General features: G+C 68.2%; 31 protein-coding genes. 4 read left to right on the plus strand and 27 right to left on the minus strand.

Going from position 1 to position 23,256, the window contains the following annotated elements; translation table 11 throughout:
- Positions 1-60: 60 nt before the first annotated feature.
- Both thrB and B128_RS0102075 read left to right on the plus strand, forming a co-directional pair.
- On the plus strand, positions 61-939 hold the full coding sequence (gene thrB, locus B128_RS0102070) for a homoserine kinase (RefSeq protein WP_018110631.1): 879 nt from the start codon (positions 61-63) through the stop codon (positions 937-939).
- The gene (locus B128_RS0102075; RefSeq protein ID WP_026174950.1) at positions 924-1,664 is read left to right on the plus strand and encodes a DUF4388 domain-containing protein; all 741 of its coding nucleotides are present in this window, start codon (positions 924-926) and stop codon (positions 1,662-1,664) included. Before thrB ends, B128_RS0102075 begins: the two co-directional genes overlap by 16 nt.
- Positions 1,665-1,692: 28 nt before the next feature.
- On the opposite strand, the gene B128_RS12155 is transcribed toward B128_RS0102075, so the two are convergent.
- Genes B128_RS12155 through B128_RS0102090 form a run of 3 tightly spaced genes read right to left on the minus strand, consistent with a single transcriptional unit; the run spans position 1,693 to position 2,516 of the window.
- On the minus strand, positions 1,693-1,776 hold the full coding sequence (locus tag B128_RS12155; protein WP_008632889.1) for a 30S ribosomal protein THX: 84 nt from the start codon (positions 1,774-1,776) through the stop codon (positions 1,693-1,695).
- A gap of 10 nt (positions 1,777-1,786) precedes the next feature.
- Complete coding sequence (gene rpsT / locus B128_RS0102085; RefSeq protein ID WP_018110633.1) at positions 1,787-2,080, minus strand: 30S ribosomal protein S20; 294 nt, start codon at positions 2,078-2,080, stop codon at positions 1,787-1,789.
- Between the two features lie 58 nt (positions 2,081-2,138).
- Positions 2,139-2,516: a hypothetical protein gene (locus B128_RS0102090; protein WP_018110634.1), complete on the minus strand. Its 378-nt coding sequence runs from the start codon at positions 2,514-2,516 to the stop codon at positions 2,139-2,141.
- Positions 2,517-2,538: 22 nt separating this feature from the next.
- Here B128_RS0102090 and tyrS point away from each other — a divergent pair, with 22 nt between their 5' ends.
- Complete coding sequence (tyrS, locus tag B128_RS0102095) at positions 2,539-3,843, plus strand: tyrosine--tRNA ligase (protein WP_211207068.1); 1,305 nt, start codon at positions 2,539-2,541, stop codon at positions 3,841-3,843.
- On the opposite strand, the gene B128_RS0102100 is transcribed toward tyrS, so the two are convergent.
- From B128_RS0102100 to B128_RS0102220, 24 genes are all read right to left on the minus strand, one after another.
- Complete coding sequence (locus B128_RS0102100) at positions 3,840-5,012, minus strand: trans-sulfuration enzyme family protein (protein ID WP_018110636.1); 1,173 nt, start codon at positions 5,010-5,012, stop codon at positions 3,840-3,842. The two genes, tyrS and B128_RS0102100, sit on opposite strands and share 4 nt — an antisense overlap.
- 9 nt (positions 5,013-5,021) lie before the next feature.
- Positions 5,022-5,576 (minus strand): Rieske 2Fe-2S domain-containing protein, encoded by a 555-nt coding sequence (locus B128_RS0102105; protein WP_018110637.1) that lies wholly within the window; start codon positions 5,574-5,576, stop codon positions 5,022-5,024.
- A complete protein-coding gene (locus B128_RS0102110; RefSeq protein ID WP_018110638.1) occupies positions 5,573-6,553 on the minus strand; it encodes a c-type cytochrome in 981 nt (326 codons plus the stop codon). Before B128_RS0102110 ends, B128_RS0102105 begins: the two co-directional genes overlap by 4 nt.
- Positions 6,550-6,972, minus strand: coding sequence for a cytochrome c-type biogenesis protein (locus tag B128_RS0102115; RefSeq protein WP_018110639.1), 423 nt, complete (start codon positions 6,970-6,972; stop codon positions 6,550-6,552). Before B128_RS0102115 ends, B128_RS0102110 begins: the two co-directional genes overlap by 4 nt.
- Positions 6,969-7,505, minus strand: coding sequence for a TlpA family protein disulfide reductase (locus B128_RS0102120; RefSeq protein WP_018110640.1), 537 nt, complete (start codon positions 7,503-7,505; stop codon positions 6,969-6,971). The genes B128_RS0102115 and B128_RS0102120 overlap by 4 nt, the downstream gene beginning before the upstream one ends.
- A complete protein-coding gene (locus B128_RS0102125) occupies positions 7,502-9,433 on the minus strand; it encodes a heme lyase CcmF/NrfE family subunit (RefSeq protein ID WP_018110641.1) in 1,932 nt (643 codons plus the stop codon). The genes B128_RS0102120 and B128_RS0102125 overlap by 4 nt, the downstream gene beginning before the upstream one ends.
- On the minus strand, positions 9,430-9,858 hold the full coding sequence (gene ccmE / locus B128_RS0102130) for a cytochrome c maturation protein CcmE (RefSeq protein WP_018110642.1): 429 nt from the start codon (positions 9,856-9,858) through the stop codon (positions 9,430-9,432). The genes B128_RS0102125 and ccmE overlap by 4 nt, the downstream gene beginning before the upstream one ends.
- Before the next feature lie 91 nt (positions 9,859-9,949).
- Positions 9,950-10,636, minus strand: coding sequence for a cytochrome c biogenesis protein CcsA (ccsA, locus tag B128_RS0102140; protein ID WP_018110644.1), 687 nt, complete (start codon positions 10,634-10,636; stop codon positions 9,950-9,952).
- Between the two features lie 57 nt (positions 10,637-10,693).
- Complete coding sequence (locus B128_RS0102145) at positions 10,694-11,359, minus strand: heme exporter protein CcmB (RefSeq protein WP_026174952.1); 666 nt, start codon at positions 11,357-11,359, stop codon at positions 10,694-10,696.
- A 41-nt stretch (positions 11,360-11,400) separates the two neighbouring features.
- Positions 11,401-11,970, minus strand: a complete 570-nt coding sequence (locus B128_RS0102150; protein WP_018110646.1) for an ABC transporter ATP-binding protein — start codon at positions 11,968-11,970, stop codon at positions 11,401-11,403.
- 55 nt (positions 11,971-12,025) lie between these two features.
- Positions 12,026-12,694 carry a cytochrome c biogenesis protein CcdA gene (ccdA, locus tag B128_RS0102155; RefSeq protein WP_018110647.1) on the minus strand — a complete coding sequence of 223 codons (669 nt, stop codon included), beginning with the start codon at positions 12,692-12,694 and terminating at the stop codon, positions 12,026-12,028.
- Between the two features lie 9 nt (positions 12,695-12,703).
- On the minus strand, positions 12,704-13,252 hold the full coding sequence (locus tag B128_RS0102160) for a c-type cytochrome (protein ID WP_018110648.1): 549 nt from the start codon (positions 13,250-13,252) through the stop codon (positions 12,704-12,706).
- Positions 13,245-14,528 carry a sulfite dehydrogenase gene (gene soxC, locus B128_RS0102165; protein WP_018110649.1) on the minus strand — a complete coding sequence of 428 codons (1,284 nt, stop codon included), beginning with the start codon at positions 14,526-14,528 and terminating at the stop codon, positions 13,245-13,247. The genes B128_RS0102160 and soxC overlap by 8 nt, the downstream gene beginning before the upstream one ends.
- 66 nt (positions 14,529-14,594) lie before the next feature.
- On the minus strand, positions 14,595-15,884 hold the full coding sequence (locus B128_RS0102170) for an FAD-dependent oxidoreductase (protein WP_018110650.1): 1,290 nt from the start codon (positions 15,882-15,884) through the stop codon (positions 14,595-14,597).
- A 10-nt stretch (positions 15,885-15,894) separates the two neighbouring features.
- A complete protein-coding gene (locus B128_RS0102175; RefSeq protein WP_018110651.1) occupies positions 15,895-16,746 on the minus strand; it encodes a translation initiation factor 2 in 852 nt (283 codons plus the stop codon).
- On the minus strand, positions 16,743-17,177 hold the full coding sequence (locus B128_RS0102180; protein ID WP_018110652.1) for a rhodanese-like domain-containing protein: 435 nt from the start codon (positions 17,175-17,177) through the stop codon (positions 16,743-16,745). The genes B128_RS0102175 and B128_RS0102180 overlap by 4 nt, the downstream gene beginning before the upstream one ends.
- A gap of 2 nt (positions 17,178-17,179) precedes the next feature.
- Positions 17,180-17,986 carry a sulfur oxidation c-type cytochrome SoxA gene (soxA, locus tag B128_RS0102185; protein WP_018110653.1) on the minus strand — a complete coding sequence of 269 codons (807 nt, stop codon included), beginning with the start codon at positions 17,984-17,986 and terminating at the stop codon, positions 17,180-17,182.
- A 3-nt stretch (positions 17,987-17,989) separates the two neighbouring features.
- Positions 17,990-18,547 (minus strand): sulfur oxidation c-type cytochrome SoxX, encoded by a 558-nt coding sequence (gene soxX, locus B128_RS0102190; RefSeq protein WP_026174953.1) that lies wholly within the window; start codon positions 18,545-18,547, stop codon positions 17,990-17,992.
- Positions 18,544-20,265: a thiosulfohydrolase SoxB gene (gene soxB, locus B128_RS0102195; RefSeq protein ID WP_018110655.1), complete on the minus strand. Its 1,722-nt coding sequence runs from the start codon at positions 20,263-20,265 to the stop codon at positions 18,544-18,546. The genes soxX (B128_RS0102190) and soxB overlap by 4 nt, the downstream gene beginning before the upstream one ends.
- On the minus strand, positions 20,262-20,837 hold the full coding sequence (gene soxX, locus B128_RS0102200; protein WP_018110656.1) for a sulfur oxidation c-type cytochrome SoxX: 576 nt from the start codon (positions 20,835-20,837) through the stop codon (positions 20,262-20,264). Before soxX (B128_RS0102200) ends, soxB begins: the two co-directional genes overlap by 4 nt.
- A 9-nt stretch (positions 20,838-20,846) precedes the next feature.
- Positions 20,847-21,602: a sulfur oxidation c-type cytochrome SoxA gene (gene soxA / locus B128_RS0102205; protein WP_040683556.1), complete on the minus strand. Its 756-nt coding sequence runs from the start codon at positions 21,600-21,602 to the stop codon at positions 20,847-20,849.
- A gap of 77 nt (positions 21,603-21,679) precedes the next feature.
- On the minus strand, positions 21,680-22,006 hold the full coding sequence (gene soxZ, locus B128_RS0102210) for a thiosulfate oxidation carrier complex protein SoxZ (protein ID WP_018110658.1): 327 nt from the start codon (positions 22,004-22,006) through the stop codon (positions 21,680-21,682).
- Positions 22,007-22,021: 15 nt separating this feature from the next.
- Positions 22,022-22,474 carry a thiosulfate oxidation carrier protein SoxY gene (soxY, locus tag B128_RS0102215; protein WP_018110659.1) on the minus strand — a complete coding sequence of 151 codons (453 nt, stop codon included), beginning with the start codon at positions 22,472-22,474 and terminating at the stop codon, positions 22,022-22,024.
- A complete protein-coding gene (locus B128_RS0102220; protein ID WP_018110660.1) occupies positions 22,467-22,871 on the minus strand; it encodes a thioredoxin fold domain-containing protein in 405 nt (134 codons plus the stop codon). The genes soxY and B128_RS0102220 overlap by 8 nt, the downstream gene beginning before the upstream one ends.
- A 146-nt stretch (positions 22,872-23,017) precedes the next feature.
- Here B128_RS0102220 and B128_RS0102225 point away from each other — a divergent pair.
- A partial coding sequence (locus B128_RS0102225; protein ID WP_018110661.1) for a transposase family protein occupies positions 23,018-23,256 on the plus strand: 239 nt, incomplete at its 3' end.

Consider the following 23,256-nt stretch of genomic DNA (forward strand, 5'->3'; position numbering starts at 1 on the left):
CTTCTTCTTCTTGTCTAAACCCCAGAAAGCTCCTGGTATTCTGGGGGCGGTGTAGGACGTATGGATCACCCAACCCGCCTCTATGTCCCCGCCACCCTGGCCAACCTGGGCTCGGGGTTTGACGCCTTAGGGGTGGCCCTGGACCTCTACCTGGAGGTGGAGGCCGAGCCGGCCCCCAAGGATGCCTTCCACTACGAGGGGGAAGGACAGGTGGAGGGTGAGGACAACCTCATCCACCAGGGCTACCGGGCGGGAATGGACGCCTTGGGGCTGAAGCCGGAGCCCCTGCGGGTGCGGGCCTTCAACCCCATCCCCCTCGCCCGGGGCATGGGGAGCTCCTCCGCCGCCCTGGTGGCCGGGGTGGCCCTGGCGGACCGCCTTTCCGGAGGAAAGCTCGGGCGGGAGGGAGTCTTCCGGGTGGCGGCGGGCCTCGAGGGCCACCCGGACAACGTGGCCCCCGCGGTCTTGGGGGGTTTCGTGGCCGCCCTGAGCTATCCTCCCCTGGCCATCCCCCTGCCCAGGCCCGAGGGGGTGCGGTTTGTCCTGGCCATCCCCCCCTACGAGGTGCCCACCCCCCTGGCCCGCGCGGCCCTGCCCGAACGGGTGCCCCTGCAGGACGCCGTCTTCAACCTGGCCAGGGCCGCCCTCTGGCCCGCGGCCCTCTTTGCGGGAAGGCTAGAGGCCCTAAAGGAAGCCTGCCGGGACCGGCTCCACCAGCCCCATCGGGCCCACCTGATGCCGGGGGTGCTGGAGGCCATAGAGGAGGCCCTGGCCGCCGGCGCCCTGGCAGCCTTCGTGGGGGGGGCAGGGCCCACCCTGGCGGCCTTGGTGCGCACTGGGGAGGAGGAAAGGGTGGCCCGGGCCCTCGAGGCCTACCGGGGGGAAGGGCGTACGCTAGTCTTGGATATAGGGGAGGGATACTTCTGGAAGGAAACCTGAACACCATCCCCCTCACGGAACTCCTGGAGCTCATCCACGGCCACCGGCGCTCGGGGGTGCTGGAGCTCAGGGTGGGTCCTCTGCCCCTCAGCCTGCGCTTCGCCGCGGGAGAGGTGGTGGGGGCGGCCCTCCTGGACTGGGAGGGCCTCGAGGCCCTCTTCACCTTCCCCCTGCACCCCAAGGAAGGCCCCTTCCGCTTCCAGCCGGGGCCCGCGGGGGAGGAAAAGCCCCTCATGCCCTTCTCCGTCCTCCTGGGGGAGTGGGCCCGGGTGAACGACGAGTGGGACCGCTTCCGCACCCTGGTGGACTCCCCCAGCCGGGTGCTGGAGGCCATCCGCCCCAAGCCCCCCCTGGAGGTCTTTGAAGGGGGAAAGAGCGTGCGGGCCGCGGCCAAGGCCTGGGGGGTGCCCCTCCTCATCGCCATGGAGCGGGCCTATATGGGGGTGCGGGAAGGGGACCTCTACCCCCTGCGCCGCTACGCCTGGTACGCCCTGCGCATCAAGCACCAGGGGAAGCGGAACCGAACCCTGGAGGAGTTTGGGCACCTGGTCACCCTCCTGGACGGCACCCGCAACCTGGGGGAAATCATCGCCCAGGGGGTCCCCGTGGGCCTGGTGCGCCGCTACCTGGTCCAGGGCCTGGCCTCAGGGGAGCTCACCCCCCCGGGCCGGGGGTGGCTCCTGCGGGACCTCACCTGGGAAATGGAAAAGGAGGGGGAAGGCTAGGTCCCCCTAAGCCCCGTGAGGTGAAGCCTTACTTTTTCTTGCGGGGGCGGTACTTGCCGTAGGTGCCCCGCCAGATCTTGCCCCTGCGGGTACGACGATCGCCCTTGCCCATCTTCCCCCCTTTAGGCGCTCACGGCAGAAAGGAGCTTCTGGACCTTACGCGCAAGCCGGGACTTCCTCCGGGCGGCAGCGTTCTTGTGCAGGGTGGAGCCCTTGGCCGCCTTGTCGATGAGGCTCTCGGCCTTGCGCAGGATCTTGATGGCCTCCTCGGCCTTGCCCTCCTGGGCCAGAAGGACCGCCTTCTTGCTCAGGGTCTTGATGGCCGACTTCTTGGCCTTGTTGCGAAGCCGGCGCTTCAGGGACTGCCGGTGCCGCTTCAACGCGGAAAGGTTCCTCTTGGGCTTTTTCTGCGCCATCGTTCTCCCCTTATGCCCCCTCGGGGCAGACCAGGCCTAAGTGTAGCACACCCCCCGCCTAAGGGGCAAACTTGGTGGCCACCCAGTCGTAGCGCACCTGGCCCTTGGCCTCCTCCAGGCGGAAGCGGAGGAGGTACTCCCCGGGCCGCACGGCAAAGCGCACCTCCTCCTGAAAACTCCCCTGGAAGACCCGCTCCCCCAGGGGCCGGCTCCCCTCCAGAAGGGCCACGAAAACCCGCCCTTCCTGGAGGCTACCGGAGACCTTCACCTTGACCGTATCGTAAAGCCCCGTCACCTTCAGGGGGTACCGGGCCTCCCCGCTATACTTCCAGTAGAAAACGGGTAGAAAGGGAGGGTAGCCCACCGCCAGGCCGTAGCGCTCCGCGTACCAGTAAAGGCCCAGAAGGGCCGCCAGAAGGAGGAGCAACCGCAGCATTGCCTTCAGTATACTTGGGCTCATGGCGATGGCCGACGCCCCGCTCTCCCCGGAAGCGGCCCTCCTTCTCCTCAAGCGGGGGGCCGAGGAGATCATCCCCGAGGAGGAGCTTCTGGCGAAGCTCAAGGAAGGCCGCCCCCTCACGGTGAAGCTGGGGGCCGACCCCACCCGGCCCGACCTCCATCTGGGGCATGCGGTGGTCCTGCGCAAGATGCGCCAGTTCCAGGAGCTAGGGCACAAGGTGGTCCTCATCATCGGCGACTTCACGGGCATGATCGGGGACCCCTCGGGCCGGAGCCGGACCAGGCCCCCTCTCACCCTGGAAGAGACCCGGGAAAACGCCAAGACCTACGTGGAGCAGGCGGGGAAGATCCTGCGGCAGGAACCCCACCTCTTTGAGCTCCGCTACAACTCCGAGTGGCTGGAGGCGTTGAGCTTCAAGGAGGTGGTGCGCCTTACCTCCCTCATGACCGTAGCCCAGATGCTGGAACGGGAGGACTTCAAAAAACGCTACGAGGAGGGCATTCCTATCTCCCTGCACGAGTTCCTCTACCCCTTTGCCCAGGCCTACGACTCCGTGGCCATCCGAGCCGACGTGGAGATGGGAGGGACGGACCAGCGGTTCAACCTCCTGGTGGGCCGGGAGGTGCAACGGGCCTACGGCCAAGCCCCCCAGGTGGCCTTCCTCATGCCCCTCCTGGTGGGCCTAGACGGCCGGGAGAAGATGAGCAAGAGCCTGGACAACTACATCGGGGTGGCCGAGCCTCCGGAGGTGATGTTCAAGAAGCTCATGCGGGTGCCCGACCCCCTCCTCCCGGACTACTTCCGCCTCCTCACCGACCTGGAGGAGGAGGAGGTGAGGACCCTCCTCCAGGCGGGCCCCGTTCCCGCCCACCGGGTCCTGGCCCGCCTCCTCACCGCCGCCTACGCCAGGCCCATCCTGCCCGCCCGCATTGACCGGGCTTTCTACGAGGGCCTGGGCTACGCCTGGGAGGCCCTGGGCAAGGACCGGGGCGTGGGCCCCGAGGAGGTGCAGAAGGCGGAAGCCCGCTACGAAGAGGTGGCCAAGGGGGGCATCCCCGAGGACATCCCCGAGGTGGCCATTCCCCCCACGGAGCTCAAGGAGGGGCGCATCTGGGTGGCCCGGCTTTTCACCCTGGCAGGCCTCACCCCCTCCAACGCCGAGGCCCGGCGGCTCATTGGCAACCGGGGCCTGCGCCTGGACGGGGAGCTCATCACCGACCCGGGCCTCGAGGTGGACCTCTCCCGCCCCCGGGTATTGCAACGGGGCCGGGACCGCTTCGTGCGGGTGCGCCTCGGGGACTAAAGGGCCTCCAGGGCCCCTTGGAGCTCCCCTTCCAGGTCCTCGGGGTCCTCTATGCCCACGGAAAGGCGCAGGAAGCCCTCGTGGAGGCCCAGGGCCTCCTGCTCGGCCGGGGACAGGAAGCGGTGGGAGGAGGTGGCGGGGTGGGATAGGGTGGTTTCCGTCCCCCCCAGGGAAAGCACCAGGCGGATGCGGCGTAGCGCCCTTAGGAAGCGGTTTATCCCCTGGCGGTCCGCCGCCAGCTCAAAGGCCAGCATGGCCCCGTATCCCCGGCGAAGAACCCGGGAGGCCACGGCGTGGTCGGGATGGGTGGGGAGGCCCGGGTAGTGCACCGCCCGCACCTTGGGATGGCCCGCAAGGAAGCGGGCCAGGTGCAAGGCCGTGGCCGAGGCCCGGGCCAGGCGCACCTCCAGGGTCTTAGCCCCCTCAGCCCCCAGCCAGCACTCCCAGGGATTGGGGACCAGGCCGGCCCGCACGGCCACCCCCCGCAGGGGCTCCAGGAGGGCCCTTGGCCCCACCACGCCCCCCAGAAGGACCTGGTGGTGGCCGGAGAGGAACTTGGTGAGGCTTTCCACCACCAGGTCCGCCCCCAGGTCCAGGGGGCGGGCGTGGTAAGGGGTGGCGAAGGTGTTGTCCACCACCAAAAGAGCCCCCCGGGCCCGGGCCAGGGCGGCCAGGGCGGGAAGGTCGGCCACCCGCATGCGGGGGTTGGAGACCGTTTCCACCAGGAGGAGGCTTCCCGGGGTCAGGGCCGCCTCCACCTGGGGTAGCTGGGTGGCGTCCAGGACCACCACCTCCACCCCGAAGCGGACCAGGTCCCCCAGGAGGCCCAAGGTGGTGCCGTAGAGGTCCCTGGAGGCCACCACCCGGGCCCCGGGACGCAGGTGGGCCAGGAAGAGGGCGGTGAAGGCCGCCATGCCGCTAGCCGTGGCCAGGGCCGCCTCCCCCCCGTGCAGGGCCGCCAGGAGGGCCTCCAGGGCCTGGTGGTTGGGGGTGCCGCTCCGGACGTAGACCGCCCCGGGCAGGCGCCCCTCATAGACGGCATCCACCTCGTCCAGGTCGCGGAAGGCCCAGGCCGCCGACTGGTAGAGGGGTAGGAGGGCAGGGGCATTGGCGGGCTCCTCGGCCCAAGCCCCGTGGACGGCCAGGGTGCCCAGATGCACCTTGTCCATGGGGGGAGTCTACATCCCCTCCATGGGCCTCAGGGGCACCTCGTGTCCCGTGGCCAGGATCACCTCTCCCTCAGCCTCCAGCCGCAGGCGGGGCAAGGGGTAGCGGGGCGGGCCGTAAACGGCCTTCCCCCCCAGGAGGGGGTCAAAGGCGCCGAAGTGGCAGGGGCAGCCCAAAAAGGGCCTCTCGTAGCGGAAGTTGTAGAGGATGGAGGCGGCCTCGGGGTCGGGGACGTAGTTCAGGGTGCAGGCCTGGTGGGTGCAGATGCGGCTCAGGGCCAGGTAGTGCTCCTCCCCCAGGGAAAGCCCCCCGGGGGCCGGCTCGGGAAGGCGCAGGAGGTAGGCCCGCAAAGGACCCAGGGGTAGGGGGTAGTCAAAGGGCTTGGCCTGCCAAAGGCCAAGCTCCCCCACCCGGGCCACCACCACCCTGGGCCCCTCCTTCCAGGTGGGCTCCCCCACCCCGGGCCGGGGGCGGAAGCGCAGGTTGTAGGTGCGCACCCCCAGCCAGGTAAAAAACCCCCCCGCCACGGCCACAGGCACGTAGAAGAAAAGGTCGCGCCGCCTCATAGCCCGGCCAGGTAGTCTAGGAGGGCCTTAAGCTCCTCCTCCCCCAGGGGCACGGGGGGCATCTGACCCCGTCCCTTGAGCACGATCTCCCGCACCGCTTCCGGGGCCTTGAGGATGGGGTTCCCCTGGAGCTTGGGCCCCAGGCCTCCCTCCCCCTGGGCCCCGTGGCAGAGGGCGCAGCGGGCCTGGAAGACGCTCTTACCATCCCTGCCTCCCTGGGCCTGGGCCCGGGCCATGGCGATGAGGCCCTCCACCCGCTCCCGGGCCTCGCCCCCCACCTCCAGGTACCGCTCCCAGGCGGCGATGGCCTCCGGCATCTGGCCCTTTTGGAAGTAGAGGTTCCCCAAGAAAAGCCAGCCCTCGGCGGCCTTGGGGTCCGCGTGCTGGGCGATCTCCAGGAACATCTGGGCCTCCTCCAGGCGCCCCCCCATGAAGAGGAGGATGCCCACCCGGCGCACCGCCTCCACGTTCTTGGGGTCCTTCTTGAGGACCTCCAGGTAGGCCTCGGCCGCCTCCTCGTAGACCTGGAGCTCATAAGCCCGCCGCCCCCAGGCCAGGAGGTCCTCCACCGCCCCCGTGCGCTTGGCCTTCTGGGAAAGGGCCCTGAGCTCCCGGGCCTCGGCCCGCTGGGTCACGGTGGTCTCCCCGGGCAGGCGGGGCAGGGTGTAGCGCCAAAGCCCCACCCCCAGGAGGAGGGCGACCCCCAGGGCCAGGGCCACGGGAAGGGGGTTGAAGGCCCTGGGCTCAGGGGGGCGCCAGCCCTCCAGGGCCCGTTCCAGCTCCACCATGCGGGCCAGGGCCAGCTTCTTCTCCTCCCCCTCGAGGGCCCCCACCTCCTCCTGGAGCACGGAAAGCTCCCGCAACAGCTCCTCCCGCCGGGGCGGTTCGGGGAAGGGGTCCTTGGGCCCCCAGAGGGGCCTAAGGGCCAGGTAGAGGCCAAGGAGGAGGAAAAGCAGGAAAAAGAGGGTCGCCATCATGCTGGAGGCTCCTTCAGGCGGCGCTCCGCCTCCTCCAGAAGCTCAGGGGGCAGGGTGCGCCGGGGACGGAAGTAGGCGAAAAGACCTGCGCCTAGGAGGAGAAGCCCCGCCAAGGGTAAGAGCCAGACCCAAAGGGTAAGGCCCTGCCGCGGGGGCTCGTAGAGGATCCACTCCCCATAGCGGTCCACAAAGAAGGCCTTGATCTCCGCCTCCGTCTTGCCCTCCTGGAGCATCTCCGCGATGAGGCGGCGCATCTCCACCGCCACCCCGGCGTTGCTCTCCGCGGCGCTCTCCCCCTGGCACACAGGACAGCGGAGCTCCCGGGCGATGGCGAAGACCTCTGGGGAGAGGTCGGGGGGCGGCCCCTCCTGGGCCAGGGCGGGTAGGAAGAGGGCCAGAAGCAAAACCCATACCCTCATGGCATGGCCTCCTTCAGGTACTTCTCCAGGGTGGCCTGGTCTATGGCCCCCGCGTGCCGGGCCAGGACCCGGCCCTCCTGGTCGATGAAGAAGGTCTCGGGGACCCCGTACATGCCGTAGTCCACCCCCACCCGGCCCCGGGGGTCAAAGACGCTGGGGAAGGTGAGGCCGAACTGGGCCACGAAGCGCAGGGCCTCGGCCTCCTTGTCCTGGGTGTTCACCCCCAGGAAGAGGACCCGGTCCCGGTAGCGCCGCCAGACGGCCTCGAGGACCGGTGCCTCCTCGTAGCAGGCGGGGTAGCACCAGCTGGCCCAGAAGTTGAGCACGATGGGCCGCTTTCCCAGGTGGTCGGCAAGGCGCAGGGTCTCCCCCCAGGCCTGCCGGTAGGGGGGAAGAAGGGGCAGGGTGAAGTCGGGAGCCGGGCGGCGCTCCTTGGCCAGGACCGAGGGGAGTTCCCTTGGGTTGCGCTGCATCCCCCAGAGGAAAAGCCCCCCCAGGGCCAGGACCAGCCCCACCCAGAGCCAGCTCCTCACGCCGGGCTCACCCCCTTCGCCGCCTCGGCCCCCCTGGCGGGCCAGAGGATGTAGAGCGTGCCCAGGGCCATGAGCCCCCCGGCCACCCACATCCAGAAGACCAGGGGGGTGACGATGAGGCGCACCGAGGCCCAGGTCCCCTTCTCCCGGTCAAAGTCCATGAGGAGGAAGTAGTAGTCGTTCCCCGGGGTGTAGATCACCTTGGGGGCGGGCAGGGGGGCGTTCATCTGGGGGTAGAAGTGGAGCCTGGGCCGCACCTCCCCGAAGCGGTCCGTGCGCAGGAGGGCCTCCACGGCGAAACGGCGCCCCTCGTCCAAGGCCCGCACCCCCTGGAAGGCCATGCGCACCCCCGCCACCTCCCAGGCCTGGCCCTGGTAGAGGGTCTTCTCGGCCTCCAGACGGTAGGTCTGGCTGAAGGCGATGCCTAGGCCCATGAGGGCCACGCCAAGGTGCACCACCAGGCTCCCCACCCGCCGGCGGTTCTCCAAAAAGCCCCAGGGGGAAAGCCCCGCCGCCTTGCGCCCCAGCACCCCCTCCCGCACCAGGAGGAGGATGGCCGCCAGGTTGTAGAGGAAGAGGCCCACCGCCAAGGAGGCCCCCAGGGTGTAGCCCAGGAGGAGGCCAAGAAGCGTTCCCCCGGCCAGGACCGCCAGGAGGAGGTAGAGGTTGCGGAAGACCTCCGCCCGGGGCCGGCGCCAGGGGAGGATGGGCCCTACGCCCATGAGGAGGAGGATCCCCGCCCCGATGGGGGCGGAGATCTGATTGAAGAAGGGGGCCCCCACGCTCACCTTGGCCCCGGCGAAGGCCTCCACCAGGAGGGGGTAGAAGGTGCCCAGGAGGACCACCAGGGCCCAGCCGGCGAAGAAGAAGGCCCCCAGGAGCAGGGTCCCCTCCCGGGAAAGGGGCCGGAAGACCGCGGTGTCCCGCACCTCCCGCCCCACCCGGGAGAGGAGGCCCAGGCCCAGGCTGGTGGAAAGGAGGAAGAAGCCCAGGAAGGCCGGCCCCACCGGTCCCTCGGCGAAGGCGTGCACCGACATGATCACCCCGCTACGGGTGAGGAAGGTGCCCAGCACCGTGGCGGCGAAGGCCAGGGTGACGAAGGCGAAGTTCCAGGCCTTGAAGGCCCCCCGGGTCTGCTGCACGATGGCGGTGTGCAAAAAGGCCGTGGCCAGGAGCCAGGGGATGAAGCTGGCGTTCTCCACCGGGTCCCAGGCCCAGTAGCCACCCCAGCCCAGCACCTCGTAGCTCCACCACATCCCCGCCACCTTGCCCGCGGTGAGGAAGCCCCAGGCGATGAGGGCCCACCACCTGGTCTCCTCCACCCAGGTCTGGTAGCGCCGCACGGCCATGGCCGCCACCGCGTAGGCAAAGGGGACGCTGAGGCCCACGAAGCCCAGGTACATGAGCACGGGGTGAACGGCCATCATCCAGTGGTTCTGCAGGAGGGGGTTGGGCCCCACCCCGTCCGCCGGGGGATTGGGCAGGGTCTCAAAGGGGCTGGCGATGGTGGCCATGACGCCGAAGAAGAAGACCTGGATGCCAAAAAGCACCGCCAGCACCAAGGAGGCCCGCCAGGGGTCCAGGGGCTTGCGGGCGGCCAGGAAGGTGTAGAGGGTTTGGAGCAGGCCCCAGAGGAGGATGCTCCCCTCCAGGGCGGCCCAGGGAGTGACCAGGGTCACCCAGAGGGGGTCCTGGAGGGAGTGGTTTTTGGCCACGTAGGCCACGCGGAAGTCGTGGGTGAGGAGGGCCCACTCCAGGGCCAAAAAGGCAGCCAGGGCCGCCAGGAGAGCAGGCAGGACCAAGGCCCGCGCCCCCCGCAGGAAGCGCCCATCCCCCTGGAAGTAGGCGAGGAGGGCCAGGGCCAGGCCCAGGAGGCTGAAGGCCAGGGCCAGGCTCACGCCCAGGTTGCCCAGAAGGGCCGGATTCACTTGGCCTCCTCAATCAGCTTACGCACGTCCTCCGGGGTCCAGCCCTCCTTGGGGGGCTGGTAGGTCTCCGAGTGCTTGACGAGGAGGTTGCTCCCCTGGAAGACCCCCTCCCCGAAGCGGCCCTCCACCACCACCCCCTGCCCCTCCTTGAACATCCCCGGGGGGGTGCCGCGGTGGAGGACCGGCACCTCGGCCACCCCATCGGTGAGGACGAAGCGGAGCTCCAGCCGGTCCTTGTCGTACTGGACCGTGCCCTCCTTCACCAGGCCACCCAGGCGCACGGGGCGGTTCTGATATTTGGCCTGGTCCTGGAGGTACTCCGAGGGGGTCAGGAAGTAGACCAGGTTGCGCCCCAGACCCCCGAAGATCATGTAGGCCAGGGCCCCCAGGATGACCAGAACCCCCACCAGGTATTTAGCCTTCATCGTGCCCTCCGGTAGCGCCAGAAGAGGTAGGCCAGGTAGCCGAACACCGTGAGGTAGGTGAGGGTGTAGACCCAGGTGACGAAGACCTCGCTCATGCCTCCTCCTTTCTGGCCTCGAGGGCCGCCACCAGGGCCCTGAGGCGCACGAAGCCCAGGTAGAGCAGGGTGAAGACCAGGAGGTTGAAGAGCAGGGCCTGGAGCATCTCCGGGGCCATGTGGATCTTGCCGGTGGTGAGGTCTATGGACTGGGTCTGGTGCAGGCTCCGCCACCACTTCACCGACATATAGCTGATGGGCACGTTGATGAAGCCCAGGATGCCCACGGCCGCCGCCGCCTTGCGCCTTAGCTCCGGGTCCTCAATGGCCCCCCGCAGGAGGAAGTAGCCCACGTAAACGGCGAAGAGGATGGCGGTGGTGGTGAGCCTGGGCTCCCAGGTCCAGTAGACCCCCCAGGTGGGCCTGGCCCAGAGCATCCCCGTGACCAGGGCCAGTCCCATGAAGACCAGCCCAATCTCCGCGCTGGCCAGGGCCACCCGGTCGTACCGGGGGTCCTGGCGGAAGAGGTAGAGGAGGGAGTAGAGGAAGGTGACGAAGAAGGCCAGATACCCCAGCCAGGCCCCGGGCACGTGCAGGTACATGATGCGGGCCAGATAGCCCTGGTTCACGTCCGGGGGGGCAGAAAGGGCCAGGTAAAGCCCCAGGGGCAGGAGGAGGAGCCCCAAACCCAGGAAGGCCCAGGTGAAAAGGTCGGGCCGATCGGAAACCGTCGCCTTAAGCATCGCTTGCCTCCACGCACCTAAGCATAGCCTTGCGGCAGGTGAAAAGTTTGTGGCCCCCTACCCCTCCATGACCACGGGGAAAAGGAGGGCACTTGCGGTGAGGTAGACCACGTCAAACACCGCCAATAGCTGCCACCAGGAGGCCACCTCCGAAAGGGGAAGCCCCTCCACCAGGCCCGCGGTGGCCCGCACCGCCGAGAGGACCACGGGCACCACCAGGGAAAAGAGAAGGAGGGGCAGAAGGACCTCCCGCCCCCTGAGGCGGGCCAGGAGGCCGGCGTAAAAGGTGGCCACGCTGGCGTAGCCCAGGGTGCCCAGGGCCAGGGTGAGGAGGATGGGCAGGGCCTTTTCCAGGGGCAGGTAGAAGAGGCCTGCCGCCATCAAGAAGGCCAGGGCGGAAAGGGGGAGGAGGAGGAGCATCTGGAAGAGGAGCTTGCCGAAGTAGACCCATTCCTTCCCTCCGGGCACCAGGAGGAGGTCGTCCAGGGTGCCGTCCTCCACCTCCAGGGCAAAGGCCCGGGTGGAAAGCAGGGTGCTGGCGAAGGCCAGGGCCACCCACAAGACCCCGGGGGCCGCCCGGCGCAAGGGGGCCTCCTCCGGCCCCAGGGCCAGGGCCATGATGAAGAGCATCACCCCAAAAAAGGCCAGCACGGAAAGGAGCCCCGCCCGGTCCCGCACCTCCAGGCGCAGGTCCCTCAGGGCAAGCAAGAGGGCCCGCCGCAACCCACCACCCTCCCCAGGCACCCCCTGGACCACCGCCCGCCTCACGCCACCCCCAGTTCCAGGGTGCGGTCGGCCACCTGGGCCGCCAGGGCCCGGTCGTGGGTGGCCAGGACCACCCCGGCCCCCTGGCGGGCCTCCTGCAAGACCTTCAAGAGCAACTCCCGCCCCTCCCCGTCCAGGGCCGTCTCCGGCTCGTCCAGAAGCCAGAGGTCCGGCCCAAGGAGGATCAGGCGGGCCAGGGCCAGACGCTTCTTCATCCCGCTGGAAAAGGCCGCCAGGGGAAGGTTCTCCGGCAGGCCGAACCGGACCAAAGCCCCCCGCCAGTCCCCCCTGCCCCCGTGGAAGGCCAGGTCGTAGAGGAGGTGCTCCCGGGCGGTGAGGTGGCGGTGGAAGGCCGGGGGGTTGGGGAGAAAGAGCACCCTCCCCCCCCGCTCCACCCGGCCGCGGGTGGGCTTCAAAAGCCCCGCCATGAGCCTAAGGAGCGTGGTCTTGCCGGAACCGTTGGGGCCCAGGAGGGCCACCACCTCCCCCCGGTCTAGGGCAAAGGAGAGATCCCTCAGGACCCAGTCGCGGCCGAAACGCTTGGAGATGGCCTCGAGGCGCAAGAGCATGCTTCCATCAGTTTAGGGGTATACCCGGGGGACAAGGGTCCCTGGGTATGCCCCCTTACAGGTACTTCTGCAACCACTCCGGGGTAATCCGGAGGAAGAAGGTATTGAGGGCGGTGTAGGTGCCGGTGAGGAGCAGGACCCCCACCAGGAGGAGGACCACCCCCGCCAGAAGCTCCACGTAGTGGGAAAGCCGCCCCGCCCGGCGCAACCACCCCTTAAGCCGCTCGGCGAAAAGGGCCACCAGGAGGAAGGGGACGGCCAGGCCCAGGATGTAGGCCAGCAAAAACCCCACCCCACCCCCCACGGCGGTGAGGGTGAGGATGGCCCCCAGGATGGGGCCGATGCAGGGGGTCCAGCCTAGGCCCAGGGTGGCCCCCAGGAGGAAGGCCCCCCAGGGCCGGCCCGTCTCCCCCTCGTAGCGCAGGTTCACCCCCCAGCGGGGCCTCAGGCCCAGCATGTAGAGGCCGAAGAGGACCAGCACCCCACCCCCTACCCGGGCCAGGGTCTGCCGGTGCTCAAAGAGGAGCCCCCCCAGAAGGGTGAAGGGTAGCCCCAGGAGGAAGAAGACCACGCCAAAGCCCAGGACGAAGAAGAGGGCGTTGAAAAGGGGGCGCCCCCTTTCCCCCCCCAGGTAGAAGAGGTAGGTGGGGACCAGGGGAAGCACGCAGGGGGAGAGGAAGGAGAGCACCCCCGCCAGAAAAGCCGCGCCCAGGGAAAGACTCATGCCTTCATCCTAGGGCAGGGTGAGCCAGGGGAAGCGGCGCTTGGTCTCGGGGTCCAGGTGCAGAAGCTCCCGGGCGGGCATGCGCACCTGGGGCAGGGTCTTCTGGTTGATGGGTTCGTCCGCCTCAATGATGCCGTTCATATAGAGGAGCCAGGCCACCAGGTGGTAGACCTCCTCGTCTGTGAGGGTCCCGGGGGCGCCAAAGGGCATGGCCCGGCGGATGTAGTCGTAAAGGGTGGTGGGGTACTGCCAGTAGTTGCCGATGGCGTACTCCACGGGCTCGGTGTCCGGGGTGATGGGGAAGGGCTCGGCCACCAGGCGGTTGAAGGGATACCCCTCGCCCTGGGCCCCGTGGCAGGAAGCGCACTTGGCCGCGTAAATCTTTTCCCCCTCCTCCACCCGTCCCTCCCCGGGGGGAAGCCCCCGGCCATCGGGCAGGACCACGGGCCTGAGGTCGTACTGGGCCGCAAGCTCCTCGCTGATGGGGGTGCCCAGGTTGTACCGGGCCCCCACCGCCAGGCCCAAGAGGGCCAAAAACACCCAAAGGCGCCTAACCATCAAACACCTCCCCGCCGCAACCCCCCGCGGGGCCGAAGGCCTGGGTGCCCAGGGGCCGGTCCCCGTTCACCACCCGGCCATCGGGCAGGATGCGCCAGGCCTGGATGGCGTTGTAGTGGTAGCGGTTATTCTTGCCCCACTTCTTGAAGAACTCCTCCCGGGTGGGCTGGGTGTTCCCCTTCTCGTCCCAGGCCCGGCTCCAGAGGACCACCTCCTTGCCGTCCCAGTACCAGGGCATCTTGAAGCGCACGAAGGCGTAGCGCTCCACCGGGGGCTCCAGGGTGGCCTGGCGCCAGGTCCTGCCCTCGTCAAAGGAGACCTCCACCTTGGTGATGCGCCCGTGCCCGCTCCAGGCCAGGCCCCGGATCTCGTGGAAGCCCGGCTTGATCTGCTGCAGGCCCGAAGGGTAGGTGATGATGGACTCGGGGTCCATGACCCAGGTGAAGGCCAGCACCTTGCCGTCGGCCATGACGTCGGTGTACTCGCTGGTCTCGTCCTTGGCCATGGCCGGCTGGTCCGTGACCAGGATGCGCCGGAGCCACTTCACCTGGATGCTCCCCTCCCAGCCCGGCACCACCAGGCGCACGGGGTAGCCCTGCTCGGGGCGGAGGGCCTCCCCGTTCTGGGCGTAGGCTACCAGGACGTCCTCCATGGCCTTCTCCAGGGGCAGGGAGCGGGTGTACATGGCGGCGTCCATCCCCTCGGGAATGAGCCACCGGGCCCCCGGCTTCACCCCTGCCTCTTTGAGGAGCAGGCTCAGGGGCACCCCCGTCCAGCTGGCGTTGGAGGCCAAGCCCCGGCTGCGGGTGGCGGTGAGCTGGGGGTCCGGGGGGTTGCGGTAGCCGTTTTGCCCGTTGCCGGCACACTCAATGAAGTAGGTGCGGGTGACGGAGGGGAAGCGCTTGAGGTCCTCCAGGGTGAAGACCAGGGGGCGCTCCACCATGCCGTGGATCACCAGGCGGTACTTGGCGGGGTCCACCTGGGGCACCCCGCTGTGGTGCCGTTCAAAGAAGAGGCCGTTGGGGGTGATGACCCCCTCCAGCTTCTCCAAGGGGGCGAAGTCCGCCCCGGAGTGCCGGGTGCGCAGGTTGGGGGAGATGTAGCGCACCACCCCCTCCTCAAAGGGACTCCGGGTGCCGTACTCGGAAAGAGGCGCCCCCAGGGTGCGGGTGGTGGCAAAGGTCTCCTCGCTCCAAGGTGGGGTCTGGGCCCTGGCCTTGAGCAGGCCCAGAAGACCCCCCGCGCCCAGAAGCCGGAAAAACTTCCTTCGGTCCATATACCCTCCCATCGTATGCTATGGCGGCGAGAAAAACCCCGCCCCCAAAGGGGCGGGGCAGGGTCTTTAGGCGGGGCCAAACATGTCGTTCCAAATGCCATTGGCCCAGCCGATGGCGGCGATGCCGCTGGCCTGGGAACGCTGGTTGTCCACGTTGCTCTGCTGGAGAATGCGCCTTTGCGCCTCGTCCCAGGAGTGCTGGTGGGCCACCCAGATGGCCTCCTCGGAGTTCACGAAGGAGTAGCAGATGTTGGTGGGAAGCTCGTAGGGGATCTCAGCCAGGGGCTTGCCCTGGAGGCGCTGGGCCAGGTGGCGGGCCACGATGGTGCCGGAGACGTAGGCCACCATGCCGCTCTTGGGGTAGGGGGTGTTGCCGATGATGTCCCCCACCAGGTAGACCCGGTCGTCCTTCTCCGAGAGGAAGTAGGGCAGGCGGATGTTGGCCCAGCGCTCCCCCAGCCCGGCGATGCGCACCAGCTCCCCGGCCTTCATGGGGGGGATGACGTTGGCCACGGTGAAGGGGACATCCCCAAGCTCGGTCTTCACCAGCTTCTTCTCGTAGTCAATGCCGGTGATGCGGGTGTTGGGCACGTACTCCAGCACCCCCTTGTAGAGGTCGTTGAAGGCGGCCAGGAAGCCCGCGGCCTTGGAGATGGGCTGGGGGTTGGCGTCCAGCACGGTGATCTTCCCCTTGACCCCCTTGGTCTTGAGCCGCCAGGCCAGCATGGCCGCCCGCTCGTAGGGGCCCGGGGGGCAGCGGTAGGGAGGGTTGGGGATGTACATGACGAGCTCGCCCCCAGTTTCGTCAAACTGGTCCAGCATGCGCCTCAGGGCCACGTGCTCAAAGGGCTTGAAGGCCACGGGGAGGAGGTGCTTGGCCTCCGCGTAGCCGGGGATGGCCTCGTACATGTAGTCAATGCCCGGGGCGAGGACCAGGTAGTCGTAGGAGAGGTAGCCCCCGGTGGTCCGCACCAGGCGGCGGTCGCGGTTGATGTCCAGAACCCTCTCCTGGACGAAGATCACCCCGTCCTTGACCACGTTGGTGTAGTCAAAGACCATCCACTCCAGGGGCTTGGCCCCGGCCAGGTAGAGGTTGGACATGGGGCAGGACATGAAGATGGGGCGCTGCTCCACCAGCACCACCTCGGCGTTGACCCCCGCCTGGACCAGCTTCCGCGCCACCGTGGTCCCGCCCCAGCCGCCCCCGATCACCACCACCCGGGGCTTGCGGGTTCGGGGGAGCAGGGTGGGAGGACGGCTGTAAAACTCCTGAGCGAAGCCGCTGCCCCCCAGGGCCCCGGCCGCAGCCAGGGCCGCGCCGCTCTTGAGTAGATCCCTCCGGTTCACCTTCTTCATGCTTCCTCCCTTACCGACCAGGGCGGTAGGGCTCCCCGCCCGCGGCCACCAGGATCTCGGTCATGACCCGGCGGGCCTCCTGGAGCATGGCCACCGCCGGGGTGCCCATGACCCCGGGCATGATGGTCATGAGCATGGGCTCAATGGCCCCCACCAGGACATCCGGCCCCATCTGCATGGCGAAGAAGCGGCAGGGAGCGGCGAAGCCCCCAGCGGGCTGGGTGAGGAACATGACGCGGGCCCACTCGCTCTTGCAGGGCATGATCACCGTGACCGGGCCCACCTTGACGTTGGGCAGGAGGTTGAGGCCGTTGGCGGTGAGCTCGCTCTCCACCATGAGGACCACGTCCTCCACCTTGGCCCCGGGGACCCGGTAGAGGAGGGCCGGCATCATGCCGCTGTTGGGGTCGGGCATCACGGCGGGGGGAAGGCGCTTCACCACCCCCAGGCGGCCCAGGGCGGCCTCGAGGCGCCAGACCAGGTGCTGCACCTCGCCGCCGTAGACCCCGAGCATGCCGAAGAGGAGCCGGCCGTCAAAGGTGCCCACCATGTAGTTTTGGCCCTGCCCGGTGATGAAGACCGTGGGGGGCAGCACGATGGCGGCCATGGGGTTTTTGCTCACCGCCTCCAGGCTACCCTTCTCCGGCTTCAGCACGATGAGGCGGTATTCAGGAAAGCCGGGGCCCGTCACCTGGCGCACCTGCTCCCCCAGGTTGAGCACCCGGTCGGGCTCGAGGCCTACCCCCTTCAAGGCGGCCAGGGCCTTGGCCTCCACCGCCTCCAAGGAGCCCCGCACCTCCACCACCAACGCCTGGCCCAGGGCCAGGCCCAAAAGCACCGCTAAGGCCAAAAGCTTCCTCATGAACCACCCTCCACTTCCAGGCCGGCGTCCAGCCAGCCTTTGAACCCATGGGCGATGTTCTTGGCGTTCTTGTACCCCAGAGCCTGCAGGTAGGCCGCCACCACCATGGAGACGCTCCCCGAGTTGCAGTAGACCAGGATGAGGGCCTCCTTGTCCTTGGGGAGCTCCGCCAGGCGGTCCGGGACCTGCCCCGCGTAGATGTGCACCGAACCCGGGATGTACCCCCGCCTCCGCTCCTCCGCCGTGCGCACGTCCAGGATGTAGGGCTCAAAGAGGAGGAGGTCCTTGGCCTCCGTGGGGTAGACCAGGTAGCCCGCCGGGGGCACCCGTTTTAAGAAGGCCCCGAAGGCCGCCACCCAGTCCCCCCCTCCCCCCTGGGCCTTGGCCAGGGGAAGGAGGGGAAGCAGGGCGAGCAGGTCCCGACGGCGCATCCTCACCTCGTGAAGAAGGGGAGCTCCTCAAAGCTCTTTCCCGCCTTGGTGGCCTCTGCCAGCATGTAGAGGGTGAGGGCGATGTAGGGCTCGGAGTAGAAGGCCGGGGCAGGGATGGCGATGGACTCGTAGCAGAAGGCGATGCGGTCCTCCATGGTGTAGAGCTTGTCCGCCTCAAAGCGGTAGGCGGGCCACTCGCTCCCCAGGCCCTGCTTGGGGCTGCGCACCGGGGAGAGCCGCACCCGCTGGCCCGCGTACTGGTCGTGGCAGACCGCGCAGCTCATGTCCCGGGCCCCGGCGCGGTGGTACCAGAGCTCCCGGCCCAGGTTGTAAAGGGCCAGCTCCTGGGGGTGCTTGGGCACCACCTGCATCTTGGCCTTGGAGGAGAAGGAGGCGATGTAGGTGGTGATGGCCTTCACCTCGTCCCGCTTGATCTGGGCGGGCTTGAAGCCCTGCACGGTCTGCATGCAGGTGTAGACCCGGCTCTCCAGGTCCTCCACCCGCCTGGAGTCGGGGAAGTACTTGGGCAAGACGGCGTAGGCCCCTTGCAGCTTCCCCTTGCCCAGGCCAAAGTCGCACTCCTCCAGGGTCTTGCCCGAGGGCCCCTTGCGGAAGAAGAGCTCCTTCCCCTCCTCCGCATAGAGCTCACCGGGGAGAACGCCGAAGGTCTCCAGGTACATCTGCCGCTGGCGCATGGCCTCCTCGTAGGGGTCCAGGGGCTTCTGCTGCTGAGTATAGGCGAAAAGCCCCCCCAGGACCCCCAAAAGGGCCAGGCCGGCAAGGAAAAGGCGGTGCTTATAGCTCCTCATCGCTCACCTCCGGTTGATGGGGGATGCGGGGTCCAGGAGATAGGCCACCAGGTCCGCGGTCTCCTCGGGGGTGAAGAGGCCGTGCACCCCACCCCGGTACATGAGGGAGCAGGGCACGAAGGCCCAGGCGTTGTAGATCTTCTCGTAGGTGTAGCGCACCACTGGCTCCGAGGTGCCCCGCTGGCCGTAACCGGTGAGGCTCGGGCCCATGGTGCCGAAGGCCACCTCCTTGGGGTCCCCGGCGTGGCAGGCGTAGCAGTTGCCCCGCTTGGGATCGGTGAAGACCTTCTCCCCGTTCTTCCAGTCCCCCAGAAGCTTGCCGTCCTTGGGGTACTTGATGAGGGCCTTCTGCTCCGCCAGGAACTGGGGCACCAGGTCAGGGGGTAGTCTGTCCCGGTACTGGGAACAGAGGGCCTGCCCCTTGTCCTGGGCCAGCATCACCCTGGCGAACTCGTGGCCTCCCCCGTGGAGGGCGGCCTCGAGGCGGGCCCGGAAGGGGTTCACCTGGGAAAGCCCCAAGCCCAAGAGAAGACCCATGACCAGTAATGTCCTTCGCTTCATCCCCTCACCTCCGGCACGCGGTAGTTGCGTCCCAAAACGCGCACGTTGGGCCGGGGAGGCACCGCCACCCGGCCCACAGACTTCAGGTAGGTAGCCAGCACCTCGTAGATGGGCTTGGGCTCATGGCCGGCCTTGGCCTCCCCAACCCGCTGGAGCCTCCCCCCGTAGGCGGCCACCAGGTAGCGGCGGTTGGGGTCCAGGGGCTTACCTCCCACCTCCACCTCCCGCACCCGCTGGCCCGTGGGGGCATCGGGGTCCAGGGCGTAGCGCAGGCCAAAGGTGCGGCTCACATCCCCCCCCTGCTGGTAGAAGGGGTCGGGGGTGAAGACGTTGCTGGCGATGTCCTCCAGCACGCTCCGAATCTGCTCACCCCGGAGCCAGAAGAGGTAGAGCTCGGGGTAGGTGAAGCCCGTGTAGGCGTAGAGGTGGTCCCGGGTGATGGCCTGGCCGGGAAGCACCGTGGTCCCCCAGCGCACCGCGGGGCTGAAGACCACCTCCACCTCGGGGTAGAGGGCCTTCACCGCCTGGCCCACCAGCTCGTCAAAGGTGGAGTAGAGGGTGTCCCGCTTGTAGAGGAGGGTTTCCGAGACCGCCAGGGGCTCCAGGAGGTGGGCCCGGTGGGGGGCCAGGCGGGCCGCCAGCCAGGCCTCCACGTCCGCCGCCTGGGGCAGGTGCTGGGCCAAAACGGGCAACACCCGCACCCTGAGGTTGGCGATCCCTCCCCGCATGAGCTTCAGGTCCACCCGCATCAGGGCCTTGCCGGCAGCGCTACCCGCCACAATCCAGGTCTTGCCCACCCGCCAGGGAAGGGGGGTGAGGTCGTGGGTGTGGCCGGAGAGGATGAGGTCCAGGCCCCGCACCCGTTCCGCCAAGGCGGCATCCAGTTGCAGGCCGTTGTGGGAAAGGAGGACCACCGCATCCGCCCCCTCGGCCCGGGCGGCGTCCACCGCCTCCTGGAGGCGCTTGAGGTCCAGGGCAAAGGAAAGCCCCTGGGTGAACTCCTCGGGATGGGAGACCTTCACGTAGGGGTAGGTGGCCCCCACCACTGCCAGGGCGTACCCCCCGGCCTCGTGGATGCGGTAGGCGGGGAAGAGGGGGTCGCCGAAGAGCTCGTCCACCACGTTGTAGGAGAGGTGCTCCCCGCGGAACTTCCCCAAAAGGGCCTCTACCCGCTCCCGCCCCAGGGTCCACTCCCAGTGGGAAACCATGTGCTCCACCCCCACCAGGTTCTGCCACTCCACGACGGCCTCGCCCCCAGTGAGCAGGGAAAGGCCGGAGTTGGTCCAGGTGTCCCCCCCATCCAGCACCAGGGCCTTACCCCCCTCCGCCTCCACCCGGGCCTTCTGCTGGCGGATCAGGGCCGCCAGGGGGCCGAAACCCCCGATGGGCCCCAGGGCCCGGGCCAGCTCCACGAAGTCCAGGTGGGAGAGCAGGTAGGCCAAGGGGGTACCCCGCGCCACCCCGTAGGCCCGCAGGATGGCCTCCCCGGTGAGATAGCCCGGCCGCCCCATGAGGGGCTTGGGGGCGATGAGGTTGGGGGGCTCCATGAAGTAGTGGGGGAAGGCCTGGGCGTGCAGGTCGGAGAAGTAGAGGAGGCTGGCCTCCCCGTAGGGCGGGAGGTCGTAGAGGCGGGCGGGGTCCTCCAGGGTCCGGGCCAAGGCCCTGGGCCCCAGGGCAGCCAGGGAAGAGAGGAGGAAGAGGAGCTCCCTACGGTTCATCGGGACCCCACCGCCGGTTTGGTGTTGAAGTCGGACTCGGGGTCCAGGAGGTAGGCCACCACGTCGGCGATCTCCTCGGGGGTGAGGAGGCCCTGAGCCCCAAAGCGGTACATGACCGTGCAGGGGAAGTAGGCCCAGGCGTTGTAGATGACCTCGTAGGTGTAGCGCTGGATGGCCTCGGACTGGCCCCGCTTGAGCCCGTACTTCTCCAGGCTGGGGCCCACGTCCCCACCCAGGTGCACCGGGGAACCGTAGTGGCAGGAGAAGCAGTTAGCCCGCTGCAGGTTGTTGAAGATGGCCCCACCCTTGCGCCAATCCCCCATGAGCTTCCCGCTTTGCGGGTACTTGATCTGGGCCCGTTGCTCCTCCAGGAACTTGGGGAGGAGGTCGGCGGGAAGGCGGTTTTTGTGCAAGGAGCAGAGGGCCTGGTCCGGGCGCTGGTTGATGAAGACCTCGGCGTAAGCCTTGCCCGCGGTCTTGATCTGCTCCAGCTCCTGGTCGCCGAAGTACCGCTGCGCCAGGGCCAAGGCCAGCAACCCCAGGAGCAAAAGCGCGAATGCGGCTTTTTTCATGCTCCCTCCTCAGCGCACAAAAGCGGGCCACTCCTCCACCACGGCCCCGTTGTTGCGGTAGGCCAGGAAGACCTCGAGGGCCAAAATGGGCAAGGAATAGAGGTCGGGCGCGGGGTGGGCGATGTTGCCGTAGCAGGCCCGGATGCGGTCCTGCATGGTCCAGATCTGGTCGTTGGAGTAGCGGTAGGCGGGCCAGTGGGTCCAGGACTGGTCCTTACCCAGCACGTCGGCGTAGGGCAACACCCCCGCACGCTTGCCCACATAGGTCACGTGGCAGGTGGCGCAGCCCACATCCCGGGCCCCCGAGCGGGCGTAGAAGAGCTTCTCCCCCAGGGCGTAAAGCTCTCGCTCCTGGGGGAAGAGGAGGCGGACCTGGATCTTCTTGCCCGTGGACTTGCTGGCGATGTAGAAGGCCACGGCCACCACCTCGCTCCGGCGGATCTGTTCCCGCTTGTACCCCTGGACCCGGGTCATGCAGGTGAGGATACGGCTATCCAGGTCCTCCACCCTGCCGGTGTCCAGGAAGTAACGAGGAAGCCGAGCGGCTGCCCCCTCCAGAACCCCCTTGCCCAAGCCGAAGTCGCACTCGGCCATGGTCTTGCCGGAGGGGCCCTTACGCTGGAAGAGCTCCTTGCCCTGTTCCACCACGAGCTCCGTGGGCAGGATACCCGAGGTCTCCAAGAGGAGTTGCTTCTGGCGCTTGGCCTCCTCCCGGGGGTCCACGCCCTCCTGGGCCGAGGCGAAGGCCAGGACCCAAAGGGCCATTAGGCCTGCCACCTGCCACGCCTTGAGGCGCATATACCCACCTCCATAAAGGCGCCCGGTTATCCGGGCGCCAAACCTTAGGCCAGTTCCAGTTTTACTGTACCTTCCCCGGTGTCCCCGCTGGTGTCCTTGAGCTTGACGGTAAAGGTACCGGGCTTCTCCGCCTTGAACTTGAAGCCGTAGAGGGGGTTGGCGCTGGTGGAGGGGCCAGGGCGGGCCTCGGCCACCTTCTCTCCCTCAAAGTACACCTCCACCAGGTTGATGTAGTTGGCGGGGATCAGGTTGCCCCGCTCGTCCCGGCGGGTCCCGGGCTCGTTGGGGTGCTGGGCCACCGCCTGAAGGCGGACCTCCTCGCCGGCCTTGGGCTTGGCCGGAGTAAGACGAACAATGGTGCGGATGGGCATCTTTTACCTCCTTCCTTAACCGCAGCCCCCCACGGTCACGCGGGTGCTGGCGGAGGCCAGAAGCAGCTTGCCGTCCGTGGTCTCCACCACCGCCCGGATGGCGCTGGTCTCCGCCAGGCGCACCCGGGTGGCGTAGTAGGGCATGGCCTTCATGGGCATGAAGCTCACCAGGCGAGGGGTGGGGTTCTTGTCGGCGAAAAGGTGGATGGCCTTGACCTGGCCCGCGGGCAGGTTGACCTCCACCTCTGCCGGCACGTTGGCCCCGCTCTCGGCGATGGCGGGCATGGTGAGCTTGACCAGGTTGGAGGGGGTGAGGTCCTTGAAGCCCTTGCCCAGGGTCTCCTTCAAGGCCTTCTCCAGGTTGGCCAGGTCCTCGCCCTCCAGGCTCTGGGCCTTCACGGGAAGCCCCGCCAAGGCCAGGGCCGAGAGGGCCGCACCGGTGGTCCTCAGAAACGCTCGCCTATTCACACACACCTCCTTTGGCACACATCTGGCGTAGCTCCAAGAGGAACTGCGCCCGGGGCCGGCTGCCAAAAAACCGGCCCACCTCCTCCCACGCCCCCTTGCGGGGGACGAGGAAGACAAAGGTCGGGGTGCCCGGCACCCGGTAGCGCCGGGCCAGGTCCTGCCCCTCCGGGGTGGCGGTGCTCACCGAGGCCACCACGTAGTGCTCCTCCAGCAAACGACTCACCGCCGGATCCGAAAGGACGAAGGTGTTCATCTGCTCGCAGTAAGGACAAACCGGGCTGTGAAAGTACACCAAAAGGAGGCGGCTGTGGGCCTGGGCCAGGCTTTGCGCCTCGGAAAAGGCAAACCAGCGGCTGAAGTCGGGGGCCGCCAGGGCCAGGCCCGCCAGGAGCGTCATCCAGAGTACCCGGTATGCGTACATTTCTTACACCGCCTGGGTACACCCAAGGACATTTGTACCTTACCAGCCTGTCATGTGAAAATCAAGCCCTGGGTCACACACCCAGACTTGACCGATATGCGGCCTTGGGGTAAAGAGGGGGCATGACCCTACGCGAGGCCTTGTCCCAAGTCCCCGACCCCAGGGCCCGCAACCGGCGGTATCCCTTGTGGGGCTTGTTGGCCCTCATCTTGGTGGCCTTTCTCGCCCGCGTGGACTCCCTGCGCGGCGTGGAACGTTTCGCCCGGGCCAACCCTCACCTCTTGCCCCACCTGGGCCTGCGCAACCCCCCGGGCCACACCATCCTCACCCTCCTCCTTCACCGTCTGGACCCAAAGAAGCT

Source organism: Thermus igniterrae ATCC 700962, from assembly GCF_000376265.1.
GTDB classification, from domain to species: Bacteria; Deinococcota; Deinococci; order Deinococcales; family Thermaceae; genus Thermus; species Thermus igniterrae.

Coding starts and splice junctions, on each gene's coding strand:
- thrB (WP_018110631.1), top strand. CDS start 61: ATGGATCACCCAACCCGCCTCTATGTCCCCGCCACCCTGGCCAACCTG.
- B128_RS12155 (WP_008632889.1), bottom strand. CDS start 1,776: ATGGGCAAGGGCGATCGTCGTACCCGCAGGGGCAAGATCTGGCGGGGC.
- rpsT (WP_018110633.1), bottom strand. CDS start 2,080: ATGGCGCAGAAAAAGCCCAAGAGGAACCTTTCCGCGTTGAAGCGGCAC.
- B128_RS0102090 (WP_018110634.1), bottom strand. CDS start 2,516: ATGCTGCGGTTGCTCCTCCTTCTGGCGGCCCTTCTGGGCCTTTACTGG.
- tyrS (WP_211207068.1), top strand. CDS start 2,539: ATGGCGATGGCCGACGCCCCGCTCTCCCCGGAAGCGGCCCTCCTTCTC.
- B128_RS0102100 (WP_018110636.1), bottom strand. CDS start 5,012: ATGGACAAGGTGCATCTGGGCACCCTGGCCGTCCACGGGGCTTGGGCC.
- B128_RS0102105 (WP_018110637.1), bottom strand. CDS start 5,576: ATGAGGCGGCGCGACCTTTTCTTCTACGTGCCTGTGGCCGTGGCGGGG.
- B128_RS0102110 (WP_018110638.1), bottom strand. CDS start 6,553: ATGATGGCGACCCTCTTTTTCCTGCTTTTCCTCCTCCTTGGCCTCTAC.
- B128_RS0102115 (WP_018110639.1), bottom strand. CDS start 6,972: ATGAGGGTATGGGTTTTGCTTCTGGCCCTCTTCCTACCCGCCCTGGCC.
- ccmE (WP_018110642.1), bottom strand. CDS start 9,858: ATGAAGGCTAAATACCTGGTGGGGGTTCTGGTCATCCTGGGGGCCCTG.
- ccsA (WP_018110644.1), bottom strand. CDS start 10,636: ATGCTTAAGGCGACGGTTTCCGATCGGCCCGACCTTTTCACCTGGGCC.
- B128_RS0102150 (WP_018110646.1), bottom strand. CDS start 11,970: ATGCTCTTGCGCCTCGAGGCCATCTCCAAGCGTTTCGGCCGCGACTGG.
- ccdA (WP_018110647.1), bottom strand. CDS start 12,694: ATGAGTCTTTCCCTGGGCGCGGCTTTTCTGGCGGGGGTGCTCTCCTTC.
- B128_RS0102160 (WP_018110648.1), bottom strand. CDS start 13,252: ATGGTTAGGCGCCTTTGGGTGTTTTTGGCCCTCTTGGGCCTGGCGGTG.
- soxC (WP_018110649.1), bottom strand. CDS start 14,528: ATGGACCGAAGGAAGTTTTTCCGGCTTCTGGGCGCGGGGGGTCTTCTG.
- B128_RS0102170 (WP_018110650.1), bottom strand. CDS start 15,884: ATGAAGAAGGTGAACCGGAGGGATCTACTCAAGAGCGGCGCGGCCCTG.
- B128_RS0102175 (WP_018110651.1), bottom strand. CDS start 16,746: ATGAGGAAGCTTTTGGCCTTAGCGGTGCTTTTGGGCCTGGCCCTGGGC.
- B128_RS0102180 (WP_018110652.1), bottom strand. CDS start 17,177: ATGCGCCGTCGGGACCTGCTCGCCCTGCTTCCCCTCCTTCCCCTGGCC.
- soxA (WP_018110653.1), bottom strand. CDS start 17,986: ATGAGGAGCTATAAGCACCGCCTTTTCCTTGCCGGCCTGGCCCTTTTG.
- soxX (WP_026174953.1), bottom strand. CDS start 18,547: ATGAAGCGAAGGACATTACTGGTCATGGGTCTTCTCTTGGGCTTGGGG.
- soxB (WP_018110655.1), bottom strand. CDS start 20,265: ATGAACCGTAGGGAGCTCCTCTTCCTCCTCTCTTCCCTGGCTGCCCTG.
- soxX (WP_018110656.1), bottom strand. CDS start 20,837: ATGAAAAAAGCCGCATTCGCGCTTTTGCTCCTGGGGTTGCTGGCCTTG.
- soxA (WP_040683556.1), bottom strand. CDS start 21,602: ATGGCCCTTTGGGTCCTGGCCTTCGCCTCGGCCCAGGAGGGCGTGGAC.
- soxZ (WP_018110658.1), bottom strand. CDS start 22,006: ATGCCCATCCGCACCATTGTTCGTCTTACTCCGGCCAAGCCCAAGGCC.
- B128_RS0102220 (WP_018110660.1), bottom strand. CDS start 22,871: ATGACGCTCCTGGCGGGCCTGGCCCTGGCGGCCCCCGACTTCAGCCGC.